The sequence below is a fragment of the Candidatus Nitrosotenuis cloacae genome (genome assembly GCF_000955905.1).
In the GTDB taxonomy this organism is placed as follows: Archaea; Thermoproteota; Nitrososphaeria; order Nitrososphaerales; family Nitrosopumilaceae; genus Nitrosotenuis; species Nitrosotenuis cloacae.
In genome coordinates this window covers 1,218,606-1,236,583 of record NZ_CP011097.1, presented here as the reverse complement: position 1 = coordinate 1,236,583, position 17,978 = coordinate 1,218,606, and the positions used below count along the sequence as shown (strand labels likewise).

The following is a 17,978-nucleotide window of genomic DNA, read 5'->3' as shown; positions in this document are numbered from 1 at the left end:
AGAGCAGCTCCAAAAGTTCACCAATATCGCAATGGCTTATTCAGTTATACTACGACGTTTACGTGAGGAAAAGACCAACTATAAGAAGCGAAAGCTAATGCTTATGGGCAGAGCGGATTTTATCACAGTCCAAACCTCAAATGAAAATGTTCTTGTACAGATTCACAAACCAGAATTTACTGGAGATAAGGTAGTTGCATCGGCGCACTCTAGATTTCTAATTGCAAAAGGCTGGAAAGGCTCTAGGAAAAATGTCCCAGCGGCGTATCTTACTGGCTATTTGGCCGGCAAAAAGGCACTCTCCTCTGGAACAAAGGAGGCAATTTTGTATAGTGGCACTAGAAAATACACCCAAAGAATGGCAGCTGCACTAAAAGGAGTAATTGATGCAGGTCTCGAAATTCCAGCAAGCGAGGAGACCTTCCCAGACGCAACCAGAATTAATGGCGATCATCTCAAAATAAAAAACGATATTGCAAAGATAAAATCAGCCATAGACAGCGAGGTAAAGTAGAATGAGTGGAACCGTTCAAACTAAACCAGGCCAAGAAAGACAAGGCGGCCCAGGAAGATTTGGAAGACCTGAAAGATCGGGACGACCAAACCGTGGCCCAAGAAAGGAAGAGGAGGTAGTCTGGGTTCCAAGAACCGAGCTTGGCAAAAAAGTGGCAGCAGGTCTTATCACTAACATGGATGAGATTTATTCAAACGGATTAAGAATTCAAGAGGCGGGAATTATCAAAAAATTATTGCCGGATCTAAAAAGCGAAGTAATCGATGTTGGCATGGTTCAGAAAATGACACCAAACGGCCAGCAAACTAAATTCAAGGCCCTAGTAGCTGCAGGAAACGGAAACGGCTGGCTAGGAATAGGACAAGGAAAATCAAAACAAATGAGAGTTGCAATCGAAAAGGCAACAACTAATGCTTTTCTTAACGTAAGCCCAATCAAACTAGGCTGTGGAAGTTGGGAGTGCAGATGCGACCAAGCCCACTCTGTACCATTCAAGGTCAGGGGCAAAGGTGGAAGTGTAGTCGTGGAGATAGTTCCAGCACCAAGAGGACTGGGACTAGTGGCTGGTGGAAAAATCAGAAACCTGCTCAAACTAGCCGGACTCAAGGACGCATGGACTACTGCAAAAGGCTCTACTGCAACAATGAACTCTACATCAAAGGCAATTCTAGAGTGTCTAAGACAGACATTTAGTCAAGGTTGAGAATAAATGGCAAAAGCATATCTTGTTGTAAGAATGAGCGGACAAATCAACGTCCCATACTGGGCAAAGACAACCCTTCAACTATTAAAACTGGATAAGAAATTCCGAGCTACCATAATTCCTGCCAAAGAAAACACGCTTGGCATGCTGGACAGAATAAAACACTACATCTCTTGGCAAGAGGTCAGTGCAGACATTGCAAAGGAGCTCTTTAGCAAAAAAGGAAGAAAGGAAGGCTACAAGAAAATCTCAAATGATGATCTCACCAAACTAGGCTTCAAGTCCATTGATGAGCTAGCATCATCAATTTCTGAAGGCAAACTGTCTATGAATAAACTAAAACCAATCAAACCTTGGTTCGCACTTGCTCCACCAAAGCGCGGCTTTAAGCGAAGCACACGCAAGACATACGGCGAAGGCGGAATCTTGGGCAAAAACAAAGACCTCATCGAGCTTGTCAGGAAAATGATCTAAGATGGCAACTCGACTAAGAAAGACCAGAAAGTTCCGAGGTTCTAGAACCCACGGTTGGGGACAGATTGGCCAACACAGAGCAAGCGGCCACAAAGGAGGACTTGGACAGTCTGGTCTGCACAAGCACCTATTCAGCACATTGCTCAAAGAAAATCCTGATCATTTCGGTCATGATTCTACTCATCCACCTCACCCGATCATCACCAAAAAGTGGACCAGTGTAAGAGACCTAGACGACATTTTCGCAAAACACGGCAAGCAAGAAGGAGCAAAGAAGCTCATCGATCTTGCAAGCCTTGGATACGATAAACTTCTTGGCGGTGGGCAAACAAAGAATGCCTACTCTGTTAAAGTCGAGCGATACACTGAATCCGCAGCAGAAAAGATCAAAAAGGCCGGGGGCGAGGTGTTGACTGTTGAGTGAAAGCACAACAACTGGAATTATAAAAAGAATAGTTGAAAAAACAGAACCCTATCTAGTTCAGGTTCCAAAGCCAAAAAAGAAACTATCACTCCCAACCAGACTGATTTGGTGCGGAATTGCACTACTGATTTATCAAGTCATGGGCCAAACTCCTCTTTTTGGAGCAACAGCCCCACAGTTTGATTTCCTACAGTTTGCCAGAGTAATTTTTGCATCCCAACAAGGAACCCTAGTCGAGCTTGGAATCGGACCTATAGTCACTGCAGGACTCTTGATGCAGTTACTCAAAGGCTCTGAGATACTAAAGTTTGACTTTACCAAGCCAGATGAGCGAGGAGTATTCCAAACTGCAACAAAACTTGTTACCTATATTGTAATTATTGTAGAGTCTGTCGTATATGCAATAGCAGTGTATGGACCAGGAATTGCAAACCCAACGGTCTTGTATGTTATCATTGGTCAGCTAATTGCAGCCTCTATTATCATCATGTTCCTAGACGAGCTAATCCAGAAGGGATGGGGTCTTGGTAGTGGAATCAGTCTATTTATCATGGCAGGTGTTGCCCAGCAGATTCTATGGAGCCTCTTTAGTCCATTGCCTGCAGGCGATGGTGGGTTTATTGGAATAATGCCGTATGCTGCACAATCTTTTGCACAGGGCGATGTTGCAAACATTCTGTTTAGGTCTAATCAGCTTCCAAGCATGTTTGGTCTAGGAATTACGGCCGGTATCCTGTTGATTCTAGTTTACACTCAGGCAATCAAAGTCGAGATCCCAATTGTCTCAACAAAGTATAGGGGTTTTTCGGCAACATATCCAATCAAACTCATGTATGTATCCAACATCCCAGTAATTTTGGCATCCGCACTTACCGCAAACGCAGTATTCATCGGACAGATGATGTGGGCCAATTTCAATCCAAGAAACAATAATCCACTGTTTAATTTTCTAGCACAATTTGATCCGCAAAGTCCATCAACACCAATGGGCGGAATTGTCTATTACATCACGCCACCAAGAGGACTGGACCTGGCAGCCCAAGACCCAATACGTGCTGTGGCCTATGTCTTGTTTATGATAAGTATTGTAGTAGTGTTTGGAAGATTGTGGGTCGAGCTTGGAGGATTATCTCCAAAGAGTGCAGCAAAGAACCTCTTGGATGCCGACGTTCAAGTCCCAGGATTTAGAAGATCAAACCAACCCGTCGAATCACTACTGGCCAAATACATCCCATCTGTAACAATAATTGGTTCAGCGATACTTGGCGCTTTGGCAGGTGCATCTGATGTGCTTGGCGTATTTGGAAGTGGTATTGGAATTCTATTGATGGTAGACATTCTGATCAATTACTATCAACAACTAGTTCGAGAACAAGTAGAAGTTGTTATGCCTCGTCTGGGTGCGTTGCTTGGCAGAAAGTAAAAAAGTAATAATTGTGGGCATTGCAGGTGCTGGCAAAACAACACTAGTTACAAAAATAGTAGAGATCCTAAAAAGCAAAAACAAGAGCGTCAGTGTTCACAGCTTTGGCACAGTAATGTTTGAGGAGGCAAAAAAACTAGGAATTGAAAACCGAGACGAGCTCAGAAAGCTGGCAGTAGAGGAGCAAAAGCACCTCCAAGCAATGGCTGCCAAAAAAATTGCGGGCTTTTCAGACGATTTGGTAATTATTGATACACACGCATTCATCTCAACAAAGGAAGGCTTCTATCCAGGATTGCCATATCCTGTGTTGGACTTGCTCAAACCTGCAAACTTTATTGCAGTCTCTGCAAGGCCTGAGGAGATATACAACCGCAGAATGAAGGATAATACCAGAACTCGTGACATCATATCAATTGATCAAATAAAAAAAGAACTCGCAGTCCAGGAGGCAATGCTGTCTAGCTGTGTCGTATTGACTGGCTCTCCGATGAAATCAATTCTAAACACCGAAGGAAAGGTTGAAGAAGCTGCCCTTGAGGTAATAAACGCAATAGGTCTTTAAAAAATGGAACCAATCATAATACTGCACTTTTTGGAATCAATCTTTTTGCAAGGAGATCTGTTTGGTATGCATCAAGGCCCACTTGGAAGCGCAGATCCAATAGTGAAAGGAATCATTCCATCCATGTTTGGAATCTTGGGTTTCTCATTATTGCTGAATCTCTTCAATGCCGTGGTACGACGAAAGCTGGTAGACCAAGAAAAGCTTCAGAGAATAATGAAGGAAACAAGAGCTTGGCAAAAGGAGAGAATGTCTGCATTTAGATCAAAAGATGCCGCAAAACAAGCAGATCTGAACAAAAAGTCAGCGTACATGAGCAGACTAAACCAAGAGATGATGCAGATGAACATGCGACCAATGATGATAACATTTGTCCCGCTGATTTTGATCTTTTATTTCGTATTGCCTCCACTGTTTGCATACACTGTGGCCATCTCACCAGTCTCGCTAAACATACTTCCAGGAGACTTTTTCTCAATTACCTGTCCTGCTGCTAAGGTCGATGGAAAGATTTGTCATAACGAACATGAAGTCTATTTCTGGGGTTGGTACTTTCTTGGCTCAATTGCATTTAGTGGAATAATAATGAAGCTGACCAAGACATCGATGGATCTCACCTAGGCTTGCAAAAATCAATAATTATCTCAGGACCTCCTGCTATTGGCAAGACTACTGTATCAAAGGGACTGGCGTCAGCATTTGGTATGAAGAGTCTCAGTGGCGGCGATGTGCTAAAAGAGCTGGCACAAGAACAAGGCTTTGAGACAAAAGGAGACGACTGGTGGGACACAAAGGAGGGCATGGCTTTTCTTAGTCAACGAAAAGACAACTATGAATTTGACAAAAAGGTAGATGAAAAACTAAAAGAGATCTTTCTCAAAGGAAATGTAGTCATTACAAGCTATACATTACCTTGGCTTGTCCAAGGTGGAATCAAGATCTGGCTTGGCGGAAGCAGGCAAAACAGCGCAAAAAGAATGCAAACCAGAGACAACATGGAGATTTCCGATGCACTAGAAATAGTCAAAAAACGATACGAGGAAAACAAGGCACTATACAAAAAGCTCTATGGATTTGATTTTGGCGATGATTTATCCACATTTGATATTATAATCAACACCGACGGATTAGATGCCAAATCTGTGCTGGATGCTGCAATTCAAAAGGTAAGGGAACTGATCTGAGCCTACCGCAACTCCAAAACCTACTCGAAGTGGACCAAGACATCACAAACGATGCATATGGAGTGTATTATGATCAAAGATCAGTCAAGGACTTGCTCAATTATGGTTTGATTCTTTTGGACAAGCCGCCAGGACCCACAAGCCATGAAACCGTTGCATGGGCAAAGCGAATCCTAAAACTGCCAAAGATTGGCCACAGTGGAACACTTGATCCTCAGGTCTCTGGTGTATTGCCGCTTGGGTTGGGTGAGGCAACAAAGGCATTGGGAGTATTGCTTATGGGCCCAAAGGAATACTATGGTTTGGGCAGATTGCATTCTTTGCCAAACAAAGAAAAACTAGATGCGATTCTGAAATTATTCATCGGTGAGATTTATCAAAAACCACCACAACGTTCCGCAGTTCTGAGACAGACAAGAACTCGAACCATTTACGAGCTGGATGTGGTGGAACAAAAAGAGCGACTATTGTTATTGCGGGTGTTATGCGAGGCAGGAACCTATATCCGAAAACTCTACTATGACATTGGAGAACTATTAGGGCCTGGAGCCACAATGATTGAGCTTAGACGTTCACGTGTCCATCAATTCCATGAGAGCGAGCTTGTTACACTACACGAAGTGGCAGAGGCATTTGCAACATGGGAGGAAAAAAATGACGATTCCAAACTAAAAAAGATAATCATCCCAATAGAAAGGGCTCTATCCGAAATAAAATCAGTCATAATTCGTGACTCCGCAGTGGATGCACTGTGTCATGGCGCACAGCTTGCAATTCCAGGCATCCTACAATTATCCCACAATATCACAAAGGGTGATCTTGTTGGGGTCTATACTCAAAAGGGTGAGGTAGTGGCACTTGCGGAGGCACTTCTTACCACCGAGCAAATCAAGGATGCCACCAAAGGATATGCGTTTCAGACAAGAAGAATAATCATGGCACCAAACACCTATCCAAAGAACTGGCGATCCAAATCCAAACCATCAGAATGATTCCAAAGGGATTACTGATTGCAATAATTGTAGGGGTATCATCCGCACTAATCCTGGGAGTTTATCTGCAAAAAACCTACAATAGCAATGATCTAAAATTCATAGAAGGCGCATCAATTTCAATTCTTACCGACAAATCGGATTACACCATAAACGACACCATTGCGGTCGAGATAATCAACACTGGAACAGTCGATGTCTCTTTTTCAAATATGGCGCCGAGTCTTCGAGTGCGTGCCCTTGATGGAACCGAATTCTATTCAGCATTCTCAGAGGGAACCAATTTAGCACCAAAAGAAAAGATCACCATATCGTGGAATCAGCTAAAAAACGACAATACACACATCCTAGAGGGGCGATATGTGATAGAGTCGTTCGCATATGGTATGGATCAAAAAATCCATGACTCTACAACAATCAATGTTTTCAAGTAGGAAAACTTAAAACGAGTTTAGCAAGAACCAATCCTAGGCTTGGCAAAAGTAAAGGTAGGGCTAGTAGGAATAGGCAACTGTTTTTCTGGATTGATCCAAGGAATCGAATACTATAGACAAAACCCAAAACAAAAAGTAATCGGCATAATGCACGAAAAAATTGCCAAGTATACAATTCATGATCTAGATTTTGTAGCAGGCTTTGATGTTGGAAACAATAAGGTAGGCAAGACGATCAATGAGGCAATTTACGAATACCCAAACATGGTCAACTGGGTCCCAAAAAACAAAATGCCAAAGACCAAGGCCGAAGTCTATGAGAGTCCAGCACTGGACGGCGTTGGAATCTGGGTTGAAAACAGAGTCAAGCCGCTAAAGTCTAAAAAATCAACAGAACAATTAACCAAGGAAATCAAAAAGACAATAGAGCGAACTGGTGCTGAAATCATTGTATCATATTTACCGGTGGGATCGGAAAAGGCAACCCAGTTTTGGGCACAGGTTTGTCTTGATACAAATACCGCTTTTGTAAACTGTATTCCATCGTTTATTGCATCTGATAAAAAATGGGGTGCAAAGTTTGCAGCAAAGAAAATTCCAGTTATTGGCGATGACATCAAGGGCCAGGTCGGAGCTACGATCGTTCACAGAACCCTGGCAAAACTATGCGACGATAGAGGAACCAAGATAGAAAAAACATACCAAATCAATGTTGGCGGCAATACTGACTTTTTGAACATGAAAGAGCAAGAGCGCCTAGTAAGCAAGAGAATCTCAAAGACCGAAAGCGTACAATCACAATTATCACAAAGATTAGCAGACGATCAAATCTATGTTGGACCATCTGATTTCATTCCATTCCTAGGAAATACAAAACTCATGTTCATGAGAATTGAAGGACGACAGTGGGCAAACATCCCATACAACATGGAAGTAAGACTGGAAGTCGATGACAAGGCAAACTCTGCAGGCATAGTAATTGATGCAACAAGACTAGCAAAAATAGCTCTGGAGAGAAAGATGGGCGGACCAGTCATTCCGGCATGCGCATATTTGATGAAGCATCCGCCAAGACAAATGAGTGATCCTCAGGCAAAAACAGCCCTTGAGGATTTCATCAAAGGATAATTTTCCAAAATCACCTATTATATAATGAATGATTTGCTAGAGTTTTTGTCGTAAAGACTAGTGCCGGGGTCGCCTAGCCTGGTAGGGCGCGCGCCTGGAAATTACACAAAACCATAAAGCGCGTACTCGCAAGGGTTCGAGAGTTCAAATCTCTCTCCCGGCGCCTTTTTCATAATCAATTAATGATTGTATGATGTGATTTTTGTATTGAAGTTTGATGTTGCAATAATTGGAGGGGGGATTCTAGGAACAAGCCTTTCTTATTGGATTTCTGCTCTTACTAACCACACTGTATGTGTAATTGAAAAGGAAAATCATGTGGCAGCGCATGCCAGCAGCAGAAACACAGGGGTTATCCACTCGCCATTTTATTTGGATCCGCAAAAAAAGAAAAAAATCGCCAAAGCAGCCTTGCTATCCTATGATTTGTGGTGGGATTATGCAAAAAAGCATCACATATCATGGAAGGATACTGGAACAATTGAGTTAGCACTGGATGAGTCCCAACACCACACATTGGAAAAATATCTCAAATGGGGACATCAAAACGGACTGGATGATAATGATCTGGAGTTATTAGATTCTGGACAAATCAAACAAAGAGAACCAAACGTAAGGTGTCACTCTGGATTATTCTGCAAAAAAGATGCATCAACTGATTATGGGATACTAACCGAACAATTATTCCAAGAATCACAAAAAAATGGAACCCGGTTTTTGTTCTCATCCAAAATAGAAAAAATCCAAAACCAGACCATGACTCTATCAAATGGCCAAAGCCTAGAGTTCGATTATTTGATAAATTGTGCCGGTGGACACTCATTAAACATTGCAAAAAAGCTCGGACTGGCAAAAGAATATTCCAGCTTGCATTTTCGTGGCGAATATTGGCAAATCAATGAACCTCATGCAAGTCTTGTGAGCACAAACATCTATACTGTTGCCAAGTTTCCAAAATTCCCGTTTTTGGATCCTCACTGGATAAAGCGATCCGATGGCCGCACCGAGATTGGGCCAAATGCTGTACCAGTATCTGATCCGGAAGCATATTCGGGATTGAGCATATCGCAATCACTAACAAAGATCGCCGAGCTTTTCTCTGGCAGCTCAAAGAAACTATTACTCAATTCAGAATTCTTATCACTGATATCAAAGGAATGGAAAAGCTCCATCTCAAAGAACAACATGATAAATCGAGTAAAGGAATTCATCCCAAAAATAAAACCGTCATATTTTACCACTAGAGGCACCGCAGGAATTCGTACTCCAATAATAACAAAGAAAGGAGAATTCTTGGCAGAAACACTAGAGGTACAGTCTGATCATTCCCTACATATCATTAACTATAATTCACCTGGAGCAACTGGTGCCCCAGCATATTCCGCATTTTTGGCTCAGCAATTGTTTGATAGTGGTGTGATATCACAGAGCAAAAGTGCCAAACCAGATTCTTGGAATTTTGCAAAAATCATCGACTCGCTTTAGGTCATATCACATCAAATAGGTTTACATAGAATTTACAAAAATAAAATATGTTGCTTCCAGATAGGTGCTCCATAAAAGAGCAAGGAAATCAATGTGTTAATCCCCCCGAATTTGTAATATCGGTATCATCCACTGATGGTGAATACATGGTTGGTGTTACATGCAACAAGCACAGAGAAACAATTCACCAAAAACTAAATGATCTGCAAAAAACAGGATCAATTCCACAAGGACAGATAAAATTTGAGCAACTAAAACCGATCGGCACTGATTGCATCAAATCCGATCCTGATGATCTGATTCAATTAAAATCAGTTCGCGATTTACTATAATCTCACACTGAATAGACCATTTTTCTTCCCTGTAGGCCCAAAATCAGATTCTGTATGGTTATTTGAGCCATTTTGTGGCGTGTCTCTGCAGATGAGCTTCCGATATGTGGCGCTAAAACCACGTTTTCCATTTTTGTTAATTCGTGGTTTTTCCCAATCGGTTCTTTTTCAAACACATCCAATGCCGCGCCAGAAATTGTTTTTGCTTTTAGTGCCTGTATCAGATCTTTTTCATTAATTATCTTTCCACGAGATGTGTTGATCAAAAATGAACTCTTTTTCATTTTTTTCAAAATCTGTAAATCTATCAGATGATGAGTCTCTTTTTTGTAAGGTATGTGGATTGTTAGTATGTCACTGCTTCGAATCAAATCTGAAAAACTAGCAAATCTTGTTCCTAGTTTACTTTCTTGGTTTTTTGTCAGTCTGGTTCTGCTGTGATATATTATATTCAAACCAAATACTTGTGCTCTTTTTGCAACCGCTTGTCCAATTCGTCCAATTCCAAGAATGCCAAGTGTCTTTCCTTCCAAGTCAATCCCGGTATAATCATGCGGCCCAAAGATCTCCCCCCAAGATCCTGCACGAACTAGTCTGTCGCCTTCCGTTATTCTGCGCATCAAATCCAACATCAAACCAATGGTGAGATCTGCTGTTGCATTTGTTAGAACATTTGGGGTGTAACCGATCCTGATGTTTCTTTTTTTGGCAGCACTCACATCAATATGATCATATCCTACACTATACGTGCTAATTACTGCAAGATTTTTTGCACTTTCTATTATCTCTCTATCTATGATATCGTATGGAAAGCAGATCAACCCATCCGCATTTTTTATTTTCTGAAGCAATAGTTTTTTTGGCATTGGAATTATTCCAGTATGAATTGTTAGTTCGTATTTTTTTTGTAATTGATTCATTGCAAATTTGTGCAGCTTGCGGGTAAGAAGAATCTGTTTCATGAACATAGCAGCATTTTATCAAATCTTTATAAGATTTGTCGTGCTTGGTATGGTAACTTGGTAGATAATACCGAAGAAGAGTTTGCATTGTGCATAGAGTGTGGAAATGCAATTGAAAAATGCATTTGTGTATGTCCTTATTGCGGTGAGCGCGATAAATGCGAGTGCGCACTCTTTGAAGCTGCTACGGGTGGTTAAGAAATTCAACCACATTCTTAATTAATCAAAAATTATTAGTTTCTTCATGTCTTTGACTGATGTTAGCTGGCTAATCGGTGGGCCGCAAGGAAGCGGAATAGAGTCAGCTGCTAACATATTTTCTCGAACATGTGCTGCTATGGGCTATCAAGTTTTTGGGAAAAGAGAGTTTCATTCTAATATCAAAGGAGATCACAGCTATTTCACAGTCAGAATCTCTGATAAAATAATTCGCTCAAATGTAAATGATGTGACAATTATGATGGCGTTTGATGCAGAGACCATCTTTCGACACTATGATGAAATAATGAAAGATGGAGCGATAGTTTACGACTCTGACATTTCAGAAAAAACCTTGGATGAAACACATACAATTGATAATCAATATCGGGCGAGATTAACTACACGCCTCACATTAAAGAAAAAACCTGCAACCGTTCAAGGTGTTTTGGACATCGCAAAAGAAAATGGCGTAAGACTATACCCAATATCATTCAAAACCGTCCTATCAAACATGGCCGATGAAATCAATAATCCAAAGATCAAAGGAATGGTCCGAATGTATAATGTACTCGGCGTATCGTTCTCTTTGGGTGTTCTCAAAATGCCGCCTCAAACTTTGCTTGATTCAATTGATACAATATTCTCAAAAAAGCAAGCAATTGCAGAATTGAATAAAAAAGCAGCAACATATGCGTATAATTACGCATCTGCAAAGTTTTCGGATTTTGCATATGCACTAAAGCCAACAAACAAACGACAAAACATGATTATGGTTCAAGGATATCATGGAACCGCATTGGGTAAAATGGCGTGCGGCTGCAGATTTCAACCGTATTATCCGATTACACCTGCGTCTGATGAAAGTGTATTTTTAGAATCCAATGAATTAGTTGATGTCAAAGAAAATCGCCCTGGATCAACATTGGTAGTACAAACCGAAGATGAAATAGCGGCAATTGGTATGACAATAGGAGGAGCGTTAACTGGAACACGTTCTGCCACTTGTACTTCAGGACCAGGCTTTTCTCTGATGGCAGAGGCATTGGGCTGGGCTGGAATTAATGAGGTGCCAATTGTAATTACAACATATCAAAGAAGTGGACCCTCCACTGGACTTCCTACTCGACATGGACAGGATGATTTGTTGTCTACAATCTATGCTGGACATGGAGAATTTCCACGAATTGTTTATGCATCTGGTGATGTTGAGGAAAGCTTCTATGATACTGGCCGTTGTTTTAATTATGCCGACGTGTACCAGCTACCTGTAATACACTTGATGGATAAATTCCTCGGCAGTTCTGTTGTAACATGCAATCGGTTTGATGCTGAGAAAATCACTATTAATCGCGGAAAATTGCTTGATAAAGTAGATGGGAATTACAAAAGATTTGCACTTACTTCTGATAATATATCTCCTAGATCAAAATTAGGGCTTGAAAATGGAGTTTTTTGGAGCACAGGTGATGAGAGTGATGAAACTGGACACATCACAGAAGATCCAGAACTTCGAATAAAAATGATGGATAAACGACTAGGGAAGCTTCCGTACATCTTAAAAACAATTCCAGATGATGAACAAGCAATATCATATGGCAAGTCGGAGATCTGCATCGTTAGCTGGGGTTCACCAAAAGGACCAATACTAGATGCATTAGAGATGCTAAAAAAAGAAAACATCAATGTCGGATTCATTCAGCTAAAACTGTTACATCCATTCCCAAAAGACTGTGTTGAGTTTTTACTCAAGGATGTAAAAACAATAATTGATGTTGAAGCAAATCATACCGGTCAGCTTGGAGAATTATTAAAACAGAATCTTGAGCGAGGCCCAGATTTCTACATACTCAAATACACTGGACGCTCAATGACTAGCACAGAAATTTATGATTCACTCAAAAATATTATTGAAGATAAAGCACAAAAAAGGCAGGTACTAACACATGGATCTTAAGTTAGGTGACTACAAAACCCAAGTGCACAATGATTGGTGCGCTGGATGTGGAGATTTTGGAATTGTCAATGCAATTCAAATGTCTTTAGCAGAGATGCAGATTCCTAGACACAAAGCTACGATATTTTCTGGAATCGGATGTTCTGGAAAAACATCACACTTCATCAATGTGAATGGTATTCATACGTTGCATGGTAGAGTGTTGACATTTGCACAAGGGGCAAAACTAGCAAATCCTGACATGACAGTTATTGCTGTTGGTGGTGATGGGGATGGACTAGGAATTGGTGCGGGACACTTTGTTGCAGCCGGACGAAGAAACTTGGATATGACCTATCTAATATTCAATAATGGTGTTTATGGTTTGACAAAAGGACAAGCATCACCAACTCTGAAACTAGGAGAAAAAACAAAGTCACTCCCATCCCCAAACACCAATAACAGTGTTAATCCTATTGGGCTTGCACTTGCGAGTGGATTTACCTTTGTTGCACGAAGCTATGCATATGATGTCAGACATCTCAAGGATACGATAACTGCTGCGGTCAGACACAAGGGACTAGCATTTATTGATGTATTGCAACCATGCCCTACATATAATGACATTAACACACGAGATTGGTATTCTGGACAAAATGAATTTGATGAGGTAACAAACATGGCAAAGCCCAGAATATACAAGCTTGAGGAATCTGGTTATGATCCGTTAGTACATTATGATGCTGAAACAGAGCTAAATGAAAAGCTCACACAAGCTCTGATAAAATCCCTAGAATGGGGGACAAAAATTCCAATAGGTGTATTTTACAAAAATGAAATAATAAGTCAATATGAGCGAAGAATCACAGACAAGATCCCAAACTATCTGGAAAATCCGCCTGCCTTACAAACCATATCTGCAAACGGCAAACCTGTGACTGATCTTTCAAGAATTTTAGATTCACTATCGGTTTAAAACATTGATAATATTTGTAAAATGGATATTAGCAGGTAGTGTGTGAGGTTATTCTATAATTGAATCTGACTGAAGCAAACAAGATATTTCGAAAATCCATAATCAAAGGTTATTTTGAGCAGAGTCTGCTGAATCTTGATTTTAGTAAATCAAACATCAAACACCCTACCATATCTGATGATGGGCTGATGCAATCTAGTCTGCTTCACATATTTTTTGATATTGAAACCGGTGCTGATTATCCTGATGGCGATGAATGGTTCATTGCAGAATTTCTATTTCCATATAATATCAAAATCCCAGACTCTGTAAAGGGACCTGATTATTTTACAACACTATCATTAAGTGATGGAAAAAATTATTGGCACCATCGAGAATTGATCCGATTCAAGTATGGAAAATCAAAAAAACTACTTGAATCGTTGGATTTCTTGGACTCTAAATACAAAGAATTACATTCACTTTTGGAACCATTAGAAAAAGACATCAAATAGGTGTTATCTTCCAGACATTATTTACTAGAACAAATCTTTTGTTATTTGCAAATAATGTGTGCATCTTCCATTTTCTTGTTTCGGTATCAAATTTGTAAATGACTTTGGATACGTCTTCCACATTCTCAAAATTAAGATGAAATGATAACAGTTCTATTACAAAATCGAGCTTCTCAAGTGCATTATCAAATCCGTCCTTTTCCTCGACATCCAAAGAAAATCCTATTTTCGGTATTCCAGAAAAATTGATATCAATTTTTAGCGAGTTTTTTTTGCCGCGTCTCCGCTTCATCTCTTTGAAAATGTATTTTATTTTGTCCCATCGATGATATTCAAACCACTTGAAAAACTCTTCATTAAATGATAATGGGATTGATAACTCTATGACACTAACAAAATTTGGGTCTTGTTCTGCAATCTCGTTTTGCTGTATTTTGAATCGCTCTGCAAGCAAGCCGTAAATGACCTCAATTTCCCATGGAGACACTCCATAATGGTTGAGATCAGCACAAAGAAAATCTTCACTCATTGTTTGATGTAGTGTAAAATTCTAATTAAGCGTTCTAAAATATTGTATCCAAATATTTCCACAAATAGAATACACCTACAGTACCAATAAAGAAAATCATTGGCTTCCATGCAAAAACCGGAATGCTAGGAGTGGTTAGTAATATCTTGTAATTATCAAAAACAGTGTGAATCTGGTTTTTTATCTTGTTGTGCCAGACTTTGTATTCAATTTGGTGCTTTTTGAGCAGTGTTTCGATTTCATATATCACAGGTGTTCTCTGGCAAAACAAATGCTGCAAATAATCACGTGATACCTCTACTTCGGCCTCTATTCCAACCTCGCCATTTTTCCTATCGAATAATCGTAAATGCATCTCCCATGGTTTTTTGAGTTTCAATGACAAGCCATCACCTATCTGAGATTCTTGTTTGTGCTCAAATTTTACCTTGGTAAATCCTTCTCTGATCAAAATATTGTACAATTCGTCTGCGCTTTTTTTCACAATCACTGTGAGCTGCTCTACACCCTTGGCATCAATATGTATAGAGTGTTTTTTTCCACCATCAAAGAATATGGTCTTTGGATATTTGGTCAGATACTGCAATGGTGCAATGTTTGGTTTGTTTTATTTAAATTAACTAGTTGCCAAAACCGCGCATGTATACACAAAGATCCGATGCTATTGCCATCTCATCTGTCATTATCTTTCGTGTAGTGATCTTTGCACCAGAGTCTTTTATCAAAATGATTGGAGTCGATTCGGCACCTTCTCCCATTTTGTGATTTGCCATTGTTGCCAAATTATCCGCAACTGCCTTCATTGTGACTCGAAGTGGATTTCCATCCAAATCCTTTTGTCCCCTGGTGTCTTGGACTGGCTCAAACCCTGACACTGCTATTGCAACACCTGTGGTTCCGGCCCTTGCAGGCATTAATCTGCTGTCGACTAGTATTATACCAACATGAATCCCTAGATTCAAAAAGATCTTTTTTCTCAGATTCTCTGCAATTTTGTATGGTAAATCTGGATACAATATGGCGGTGCCCTTTTTCACATTTGATTTATCAATTCCAGCATTTGGAGCCAGAATTTTATCTGATGACGTGAGTACAAATCCAGTCACTCCACCAAATGTTTCATCAGATTCGCGCAGAATTATTTCAGCAAATTTTGTGTCTAGTTGGTATTTTTTTGATAATTGTATTGCGTCATACGATGGTTTTGTTTTGCTTAGATCAAGCAGGCGCCCTTCAGAATTTGCGACATATTTGCTTGATATTACTATGATATCGCCTGTCTGTATGGTGTGATCTTTTGTAGATTCTATCAAATCTTCATACAAATCAAAACTAGCGTGTTTTCTTTGTACTTTAATTGGAATCACTAGTGTCATGGTATGATTGCGGTTTTCGTATTTTTTATCCTTCTCCAAAGCTTTTAATCTGAAATGGGCGATCTTTTCGCTGTGAACATTACTGAAAAGATTCTTGCACGTGCCTCTGGCAAATCTAGTGTCGCCCCAGACGATATAATATTTGCAAATGTGGACAAGGTGATGATTCATGATGTCTCAGGACCTGGAGTGATCAAGGTATTTGAAAAGCTCCAAAAACAAGGCATATCAGTAGACAAACTATGGAATTCCTCTAGGGTTTGGGTGGCAGAGGATCACTTTGTGCCGTCTGCCGAAAAGATCTCTGCTGAAAACATTGTCAAGCTAACCAAATTTACAAAGCAATATGGAATTGAAAAACACTTCAAGTATGGAATGGGACAATACGGAATCTGTCATACACTATCCCATGAAGAGGCAATGGTGTTGCCAGGCGAGGTCTATGTTGGTGGTGACTCTCATACTAATACCACCGGTGCGTTGGGTGCCTTTGCTTGTGGCCTTGGCCATACCGATGTGGCATATGTTTTGCTAAACGGCAAAATATGGTTCAAGATTCCAGAGACATTATACTTTAAGCTAAACGGCAAGCTACCAGATCATGTCATGGCAAAGGATGTAATTCTAAAGATAATTGGCGATATAGGCACCGAGGGTGCTGCATATTATGCGATGCAGTTTGGTGGAACCGGAATAACCGAAATGTCAGTAGAGTCTCGACTCACATTGTGCAACATGACTACTGAGGCTGGCGCAAAAAATGGAATAATTGAGCCGGACCAAAAGATCTTTGACTATTTGGCACAGCGAGGCGCTACAAACTATACTCCAATTTATGGTGATAAAGATGCACAATATTCTAAAACATACGAATATGAGGCATCTGAGCTAGAGCCAACAATTGCAAAACCGTATTCCCCTGAAAACATCACAGTTGTCAGAGATATTGCAGGAATTGAGCTTGACAAATCCTACATTGGTTCTTGCACTGGAGCAAAATATGAAGACCTCGAGGCAGCTGCAAAGATTCTCAAAGGTCGTCAAGTCAAAATCAGAACCGAGGTGTTGCCTGCAGCTATCTCAATATACAAAAGAGCAATGGAAAATGGATTGATCAAAATATTTTTGGATGCTGGAGTCACAGTAGGCCCACCAACATGTGGTGCTTGCTGTGGTGCACACATGGGCGTGTTGGCAAAAGATGAAATCTGCATTAGTACCACAAACAGAAACTTTCCAGGAAGAATGGGACATGTCGAATCTCAAACATACTTGGCATCACCAATGGTGGCAGCCGCATCTGCAGTGACTGGAAAAATTACGGATCCACGTGATTTGTAAATGGCAAAGGCAATCAAATACGAAAAAGATAACATTGACACTGATGTCATCATACCTGGCCAGTACCTCAAACTACATGACTATGATGAGATAGCAAAACATGCAATGGAGGGAATTGATCCTAATTTCCATTCCAAGGTGCAAAAGGGAGATTTTTTGGTTGCTGGAAGAAACTTTGGTTGTGGTTCATCAAGGGAACACGCACCAATTGCTCTTAGTCAGTGTGGAATACAGGGAGTGATTGCAGTCTCCTTTGCCAGAATTTTCTATAGAAATGCTGTGGATGGAGGATTTTTGCTACCAATAGAGGTAGATGAGCAAACATATGGTAAAATTTCGGATGGTGATCAAATCCAAGTGGACACATCAAAAAATGAAATCAAAAACCTAACAAAAAACCAAACCTACTCCATGAAACCATTCTCGGAAATTGTATCAAAAATTATTGCCGCAGGCGGCCTCTTCAAGTACAAGCCTGACTGATTTACAATTTTATACCTAACTGATC

Annotated in this window: 23 protein-coding genes and 1 tRNA gene; 20 read left to right on the top strand and 4 right to left on the bottom strand. The window is 40.4% G+C overall.

Going from position 1 to position 17,978, the window contains the following annotated elements; all coding sequences use genetic code 11:
- The first annotated feature begins 31 nt into the window (after positions 1 to 31).
- The 14 genes from SU86_RS07095 to SU86_RS07030 all read left to right on the top strand — a co-directional run bounded on the left by SU86_RS07095 (position 32) and on the right by SU86_RS07030 (position 9,658).
- A complete protein-coding gene (locus SU86_RS07095; RefSeq protein WP_048188531.1) occupies positions 32 to 514 on the top strand; it encodes a 50S ribosomal protein L18 in 483 nt (160 codons plus the stop codon).
- A 1-nt stretch (position 515) separates the two neighbouring features.
- Positions 516 to 1,217, top strand: coding sequence for a 30S ribosomal protein S5 (locus SU86_RS07090; RefSeq protein WP_052755603.1), 702 nt, complete (start codon positions 516 to 518; stop codon positions 1,215 to 1,217).
- A gap of 6 nt (positions 1,218 to 1,223) precedes the next feature.
- On the top strand, positions 1,224 to 1,691 hold the full coding sequence (locus SU86_RS07085; protein ID WP_048188530.1) for a 50S ribosomal protein L30: 468 nt from the start codon (positions 1,224 to 1,226) through the stop codon (positions 1,689 to 1,691).
- A gap of 1 nt (position 1,692) precedes the next feature.
- A complete protein-coding gene (locus tag SU86_RS07080; protein WP_048188529.1) occupies positions 1,693 to 2,115 on the top strand; it encodes an uL15 family ribosomal protein in 423 nt (140 codons plus the stop codon).
- The gene (gene secY, locus SU86_RS07075; protein WP_048188528.1) at positions 2,108 to 3,538 is read left to right on the top strand and encodes a preprotein translocase subunit SecY; all 1,431 of its coding nucleotides are present in this window, start codon (positions 2,108 to 2,110) and stop codon (positions 3,536 to 3,538) included. The genes SU86_RS07080 and secY overlap by 8 nt, the downstream gene beginning before the upstream one ends.
- Positions 3,525 to 4,103, top strand: a complete 579-nt coding sequence (locus tag SU86_RS07070; protein ID WP_048188527.1) for an adenylate kinase — start codon at positions 3,525 to 3,527, stop codon at positions 4,101 to 4,103. The genes secY and SU86_RS07070 overlap by 14 nt, the downstream gene beginning before the upstream one ends.
- Before the next feature lie 3 nt (positions 4,104 to 4,106).
- A complete protein-coding gene (locus tag SU86_RS07065; protein ID WP_048188526.1) occupies positions 4,107 to 4,724 on the top strand; it encodes an EMC3/TMCO1 family protein in 618 nt (205 codons plus the stop codon).
- A 2-nt stretch (positions 4,725 to 4,726) separates the two neighbouring features.
- Entirely contained in the window at positions 4,727 to 5,287 is a 561-nt protein-coding gene (locus SU86_RS07060; RefSeq protein ID WP_048188525.1) for a cytidylate kinase-like family protein, read from the top strand.
- Positions 5,284 to 6,279 carry an RNA-guided pseudouridylation complex pseudouridine synthase subunit Cbf5 gene (locus SU86_RS07055; RefSeq protein ID WP_048188524.1) on the top strand — a complete coding sequence of 332 codons (996 nt, stop codon included), beginning with the start codon at positions 5,284 to 5,286 and terminating at the stop codon, positions 6,277 to 6,279. The genes SU86_RS07060 and SU86_RS07055 overlap by 4 nt, the downstream gene beginning before the upstream one ends.
- The gene (locus SU86_RS07050; RefSeq protein WP_048188523.1) at positions 6,276 to 6,713 is read left to right on the top strand and encodes a hypothetical protein; all 438 of its coding nucleotides are present in this window, start codon (positions 6,276 to 6,278) and stop codon (positions 6,711 to 6,713) included. Before SU86_RS07055 ends, SU86_RS07050 begins: the two co-directional genes overlap by 4 nt.
- A 39-nt stretch (positions 6,714 to 6,752) precedes the next feature.
- Positions 6,753 to 7,841, top strand: coding sequence for an inositol-3-phosphate synthase (locus tag SU86_RS07045; protein WP_048188522.1), 1,089 nt, complete (start codon positions 6,753 to 6,755; stop codon positions 7,839 to 7,841).
- Between the two features lie 62 nt (positions 7,842 to 7,903).
- A tRNA-Ser gene (locus SU86_RS07040) sits at positions 7,904 to 8,004 on the top strand.
- Between the two features lie 44 nt (positions 8,005 to 8,048).
- Entirely contained in the window at positions 8,049 to 9,326 is a 1,278-nt protein-coding gene (locus tag SU86_RS07035; protein ID WP_236687680.1) for an NAD(P)/FAD-dependent oxidoreductase, read from the top strand.
- A gap of 47 nt (positions 9,327 to 9,373) precedes the next feature.
- Entirely contained in the window at positions 9,374 to 9,658 is a 285-nt protein-coding gene (locus tag SU86_RS07030) for a hypothetical protein (protein ID WP_320408979.1), read from the top strand.
- 2 nt (positions 9,659 to 9,660) lie between these two features.
- Here the strand turns inward: SU86_RS07030 and SU86_RS07025 are convergent, their stop codons facing one another.
- The gene (locus SU86_RS07025; RefSeq protein WP_320408978.1) at positions 9,661 to 10,620 is read right to left on the bottom strand and encodes a 2-hydroxyacid dehydrogenase; all 960 of its coding nucleotides are present in this window, start codon (positions 10,618 to 10,620) and stop codon (positions 9,661 to 9,663) included.
- 57 nt (positions 10,621 to 10,677) lie between these two features.
- On the opposite strand from SU86_RS07025, the gene SU86_RS09950 reads away from it, so the two are divergent.
- From SU86_RS09950 to SU86_RS07010, 4 genes are read left to right on the top strand one after another with little or no spacing between them, the layout of a single operon-like run.
- A complete protein-coding gene (locus SU86_RS09950) occupies positions 10,678 to 10,818 on the top strand; it encodes a hypothetical protein (RefSeq protein WP_177318930.1) in 141 nt (46 codons plus the stop codon).
- A 46-nt stretch (positions 10,819 to 10,864) separates the two neighbouring features.
- Positions 10,865 to 12,775: a 2-oxoacid:ferredoxin oxidoreductase subunit alpha gene (locus SU86_RS07020; RefSeq protein ID WP_048188520.1), complete on the top strand. Its 1,911-nt coding sequence runs from the start codon at positions 10,865 to 10,867 to the stop codon at positions 12,773 to 12,775.
- On the top strand, positions 12,765 to 13,730 hold the full coding sequence (locus tag SU86_RS07015) for a 2-oxoacid:ferredoxin oxidoreductase subunit beta (protein ID WP_048188519.1): 966 nt from the start codon (positions 12,765 to 12,767) through the stop codon (positions 13,728 to 13,730). The genes SU86_RS07020 and SU86_RS07015 overlap by 11 nt, the downstream gene beginning before the upstream one ends.
- Before the next feature lie 59 nt (positions 13,731 to 13,789).
- A complete protein-coding gene (locus tag SU86_RS07010; RefSeq protein WP_048188518.1) occupies positions 13,790 to 14,224 on the top strand; it encodes a hypothetical protein in 435 nt (144 codons plus the stop codon).
- Here the strand turns inward: SU86_RS07010 and SU86_RS07005 are convergent.
- Genes SU86_RS07005 through SU86_RS06995 form a run of 3 tightly spaced genes read right to left on the bottom strand, consistent with a single transcriptional unit; the run spans position 14,217 to position 16,168 of the window.
- Positions 14,217 to 14,753, bottom strand: a complete 537-nt coding sequence (locus tag SU86_RS07005) for a hypothetical protein (RefSeq protein WP_048188517.1) — start codon at positions 14,751 to 14,753, stop codon at positions 14,217 to 14,219. The two genes, SU86_RS07010 and SU86_RS07005, sit on opposite strands and share 8 nt — an antisense overlap.
- 34 nt (positions 14,754 to 14,787) lie before the next feature.
- Positions 14,788 to 15,339: a hypothetical protein gene (locus tag SU86_RS07000; RefSeq protein ID WP_048188516.1), complete on the bottom strand. Its 552-nt coding sequence runs from the start codon at positions 15,337 to 15,339 to the stop codon at positions 14,788 to 14,790.
- A 34-nt stretch (positions 15,340 to 15,373) separates the two neighbouring features.
- Complete coding sequence (locus tag SU86_RS06995; RefSeq protein WP_320408977.1) at positions 15,374 to 16,168, bottom strand: coenzyme F420-0:L-glutamate ligase; 795 nt, start codon at positions 16,166 to 16,168, stop codon at positions 15,374 to 15,376.
- A gap of 33 nt (positions 16,169 to 16,201) precedes the next feature.
- Between SU86_RS06995 and SU86_RS06990 the strand changes: the two genes are divergently transcribed.
- Positions 16,202 to 17,470, top strand: coding sequence for a 3-isopropylmalate dehydratase large subunit (locus tag SU86_RS06990; protein ID WP_048189349.1), 1,269 nt, complete (start codon positions 16,202 to 16,204; stop codon positions 17,468 to 17,470).
- Entirely contained in the window at positions 17,471 to 17,953 is a 483-nt protein-coding gene (locus SU86_RS06985) for a LeuD/DmdB family oxidoreductase small subunit (protein WP_048188515.1), read from the top strand.
- Positions 17,954 to 17,978 lie beyond the last annotated feature (25 nt).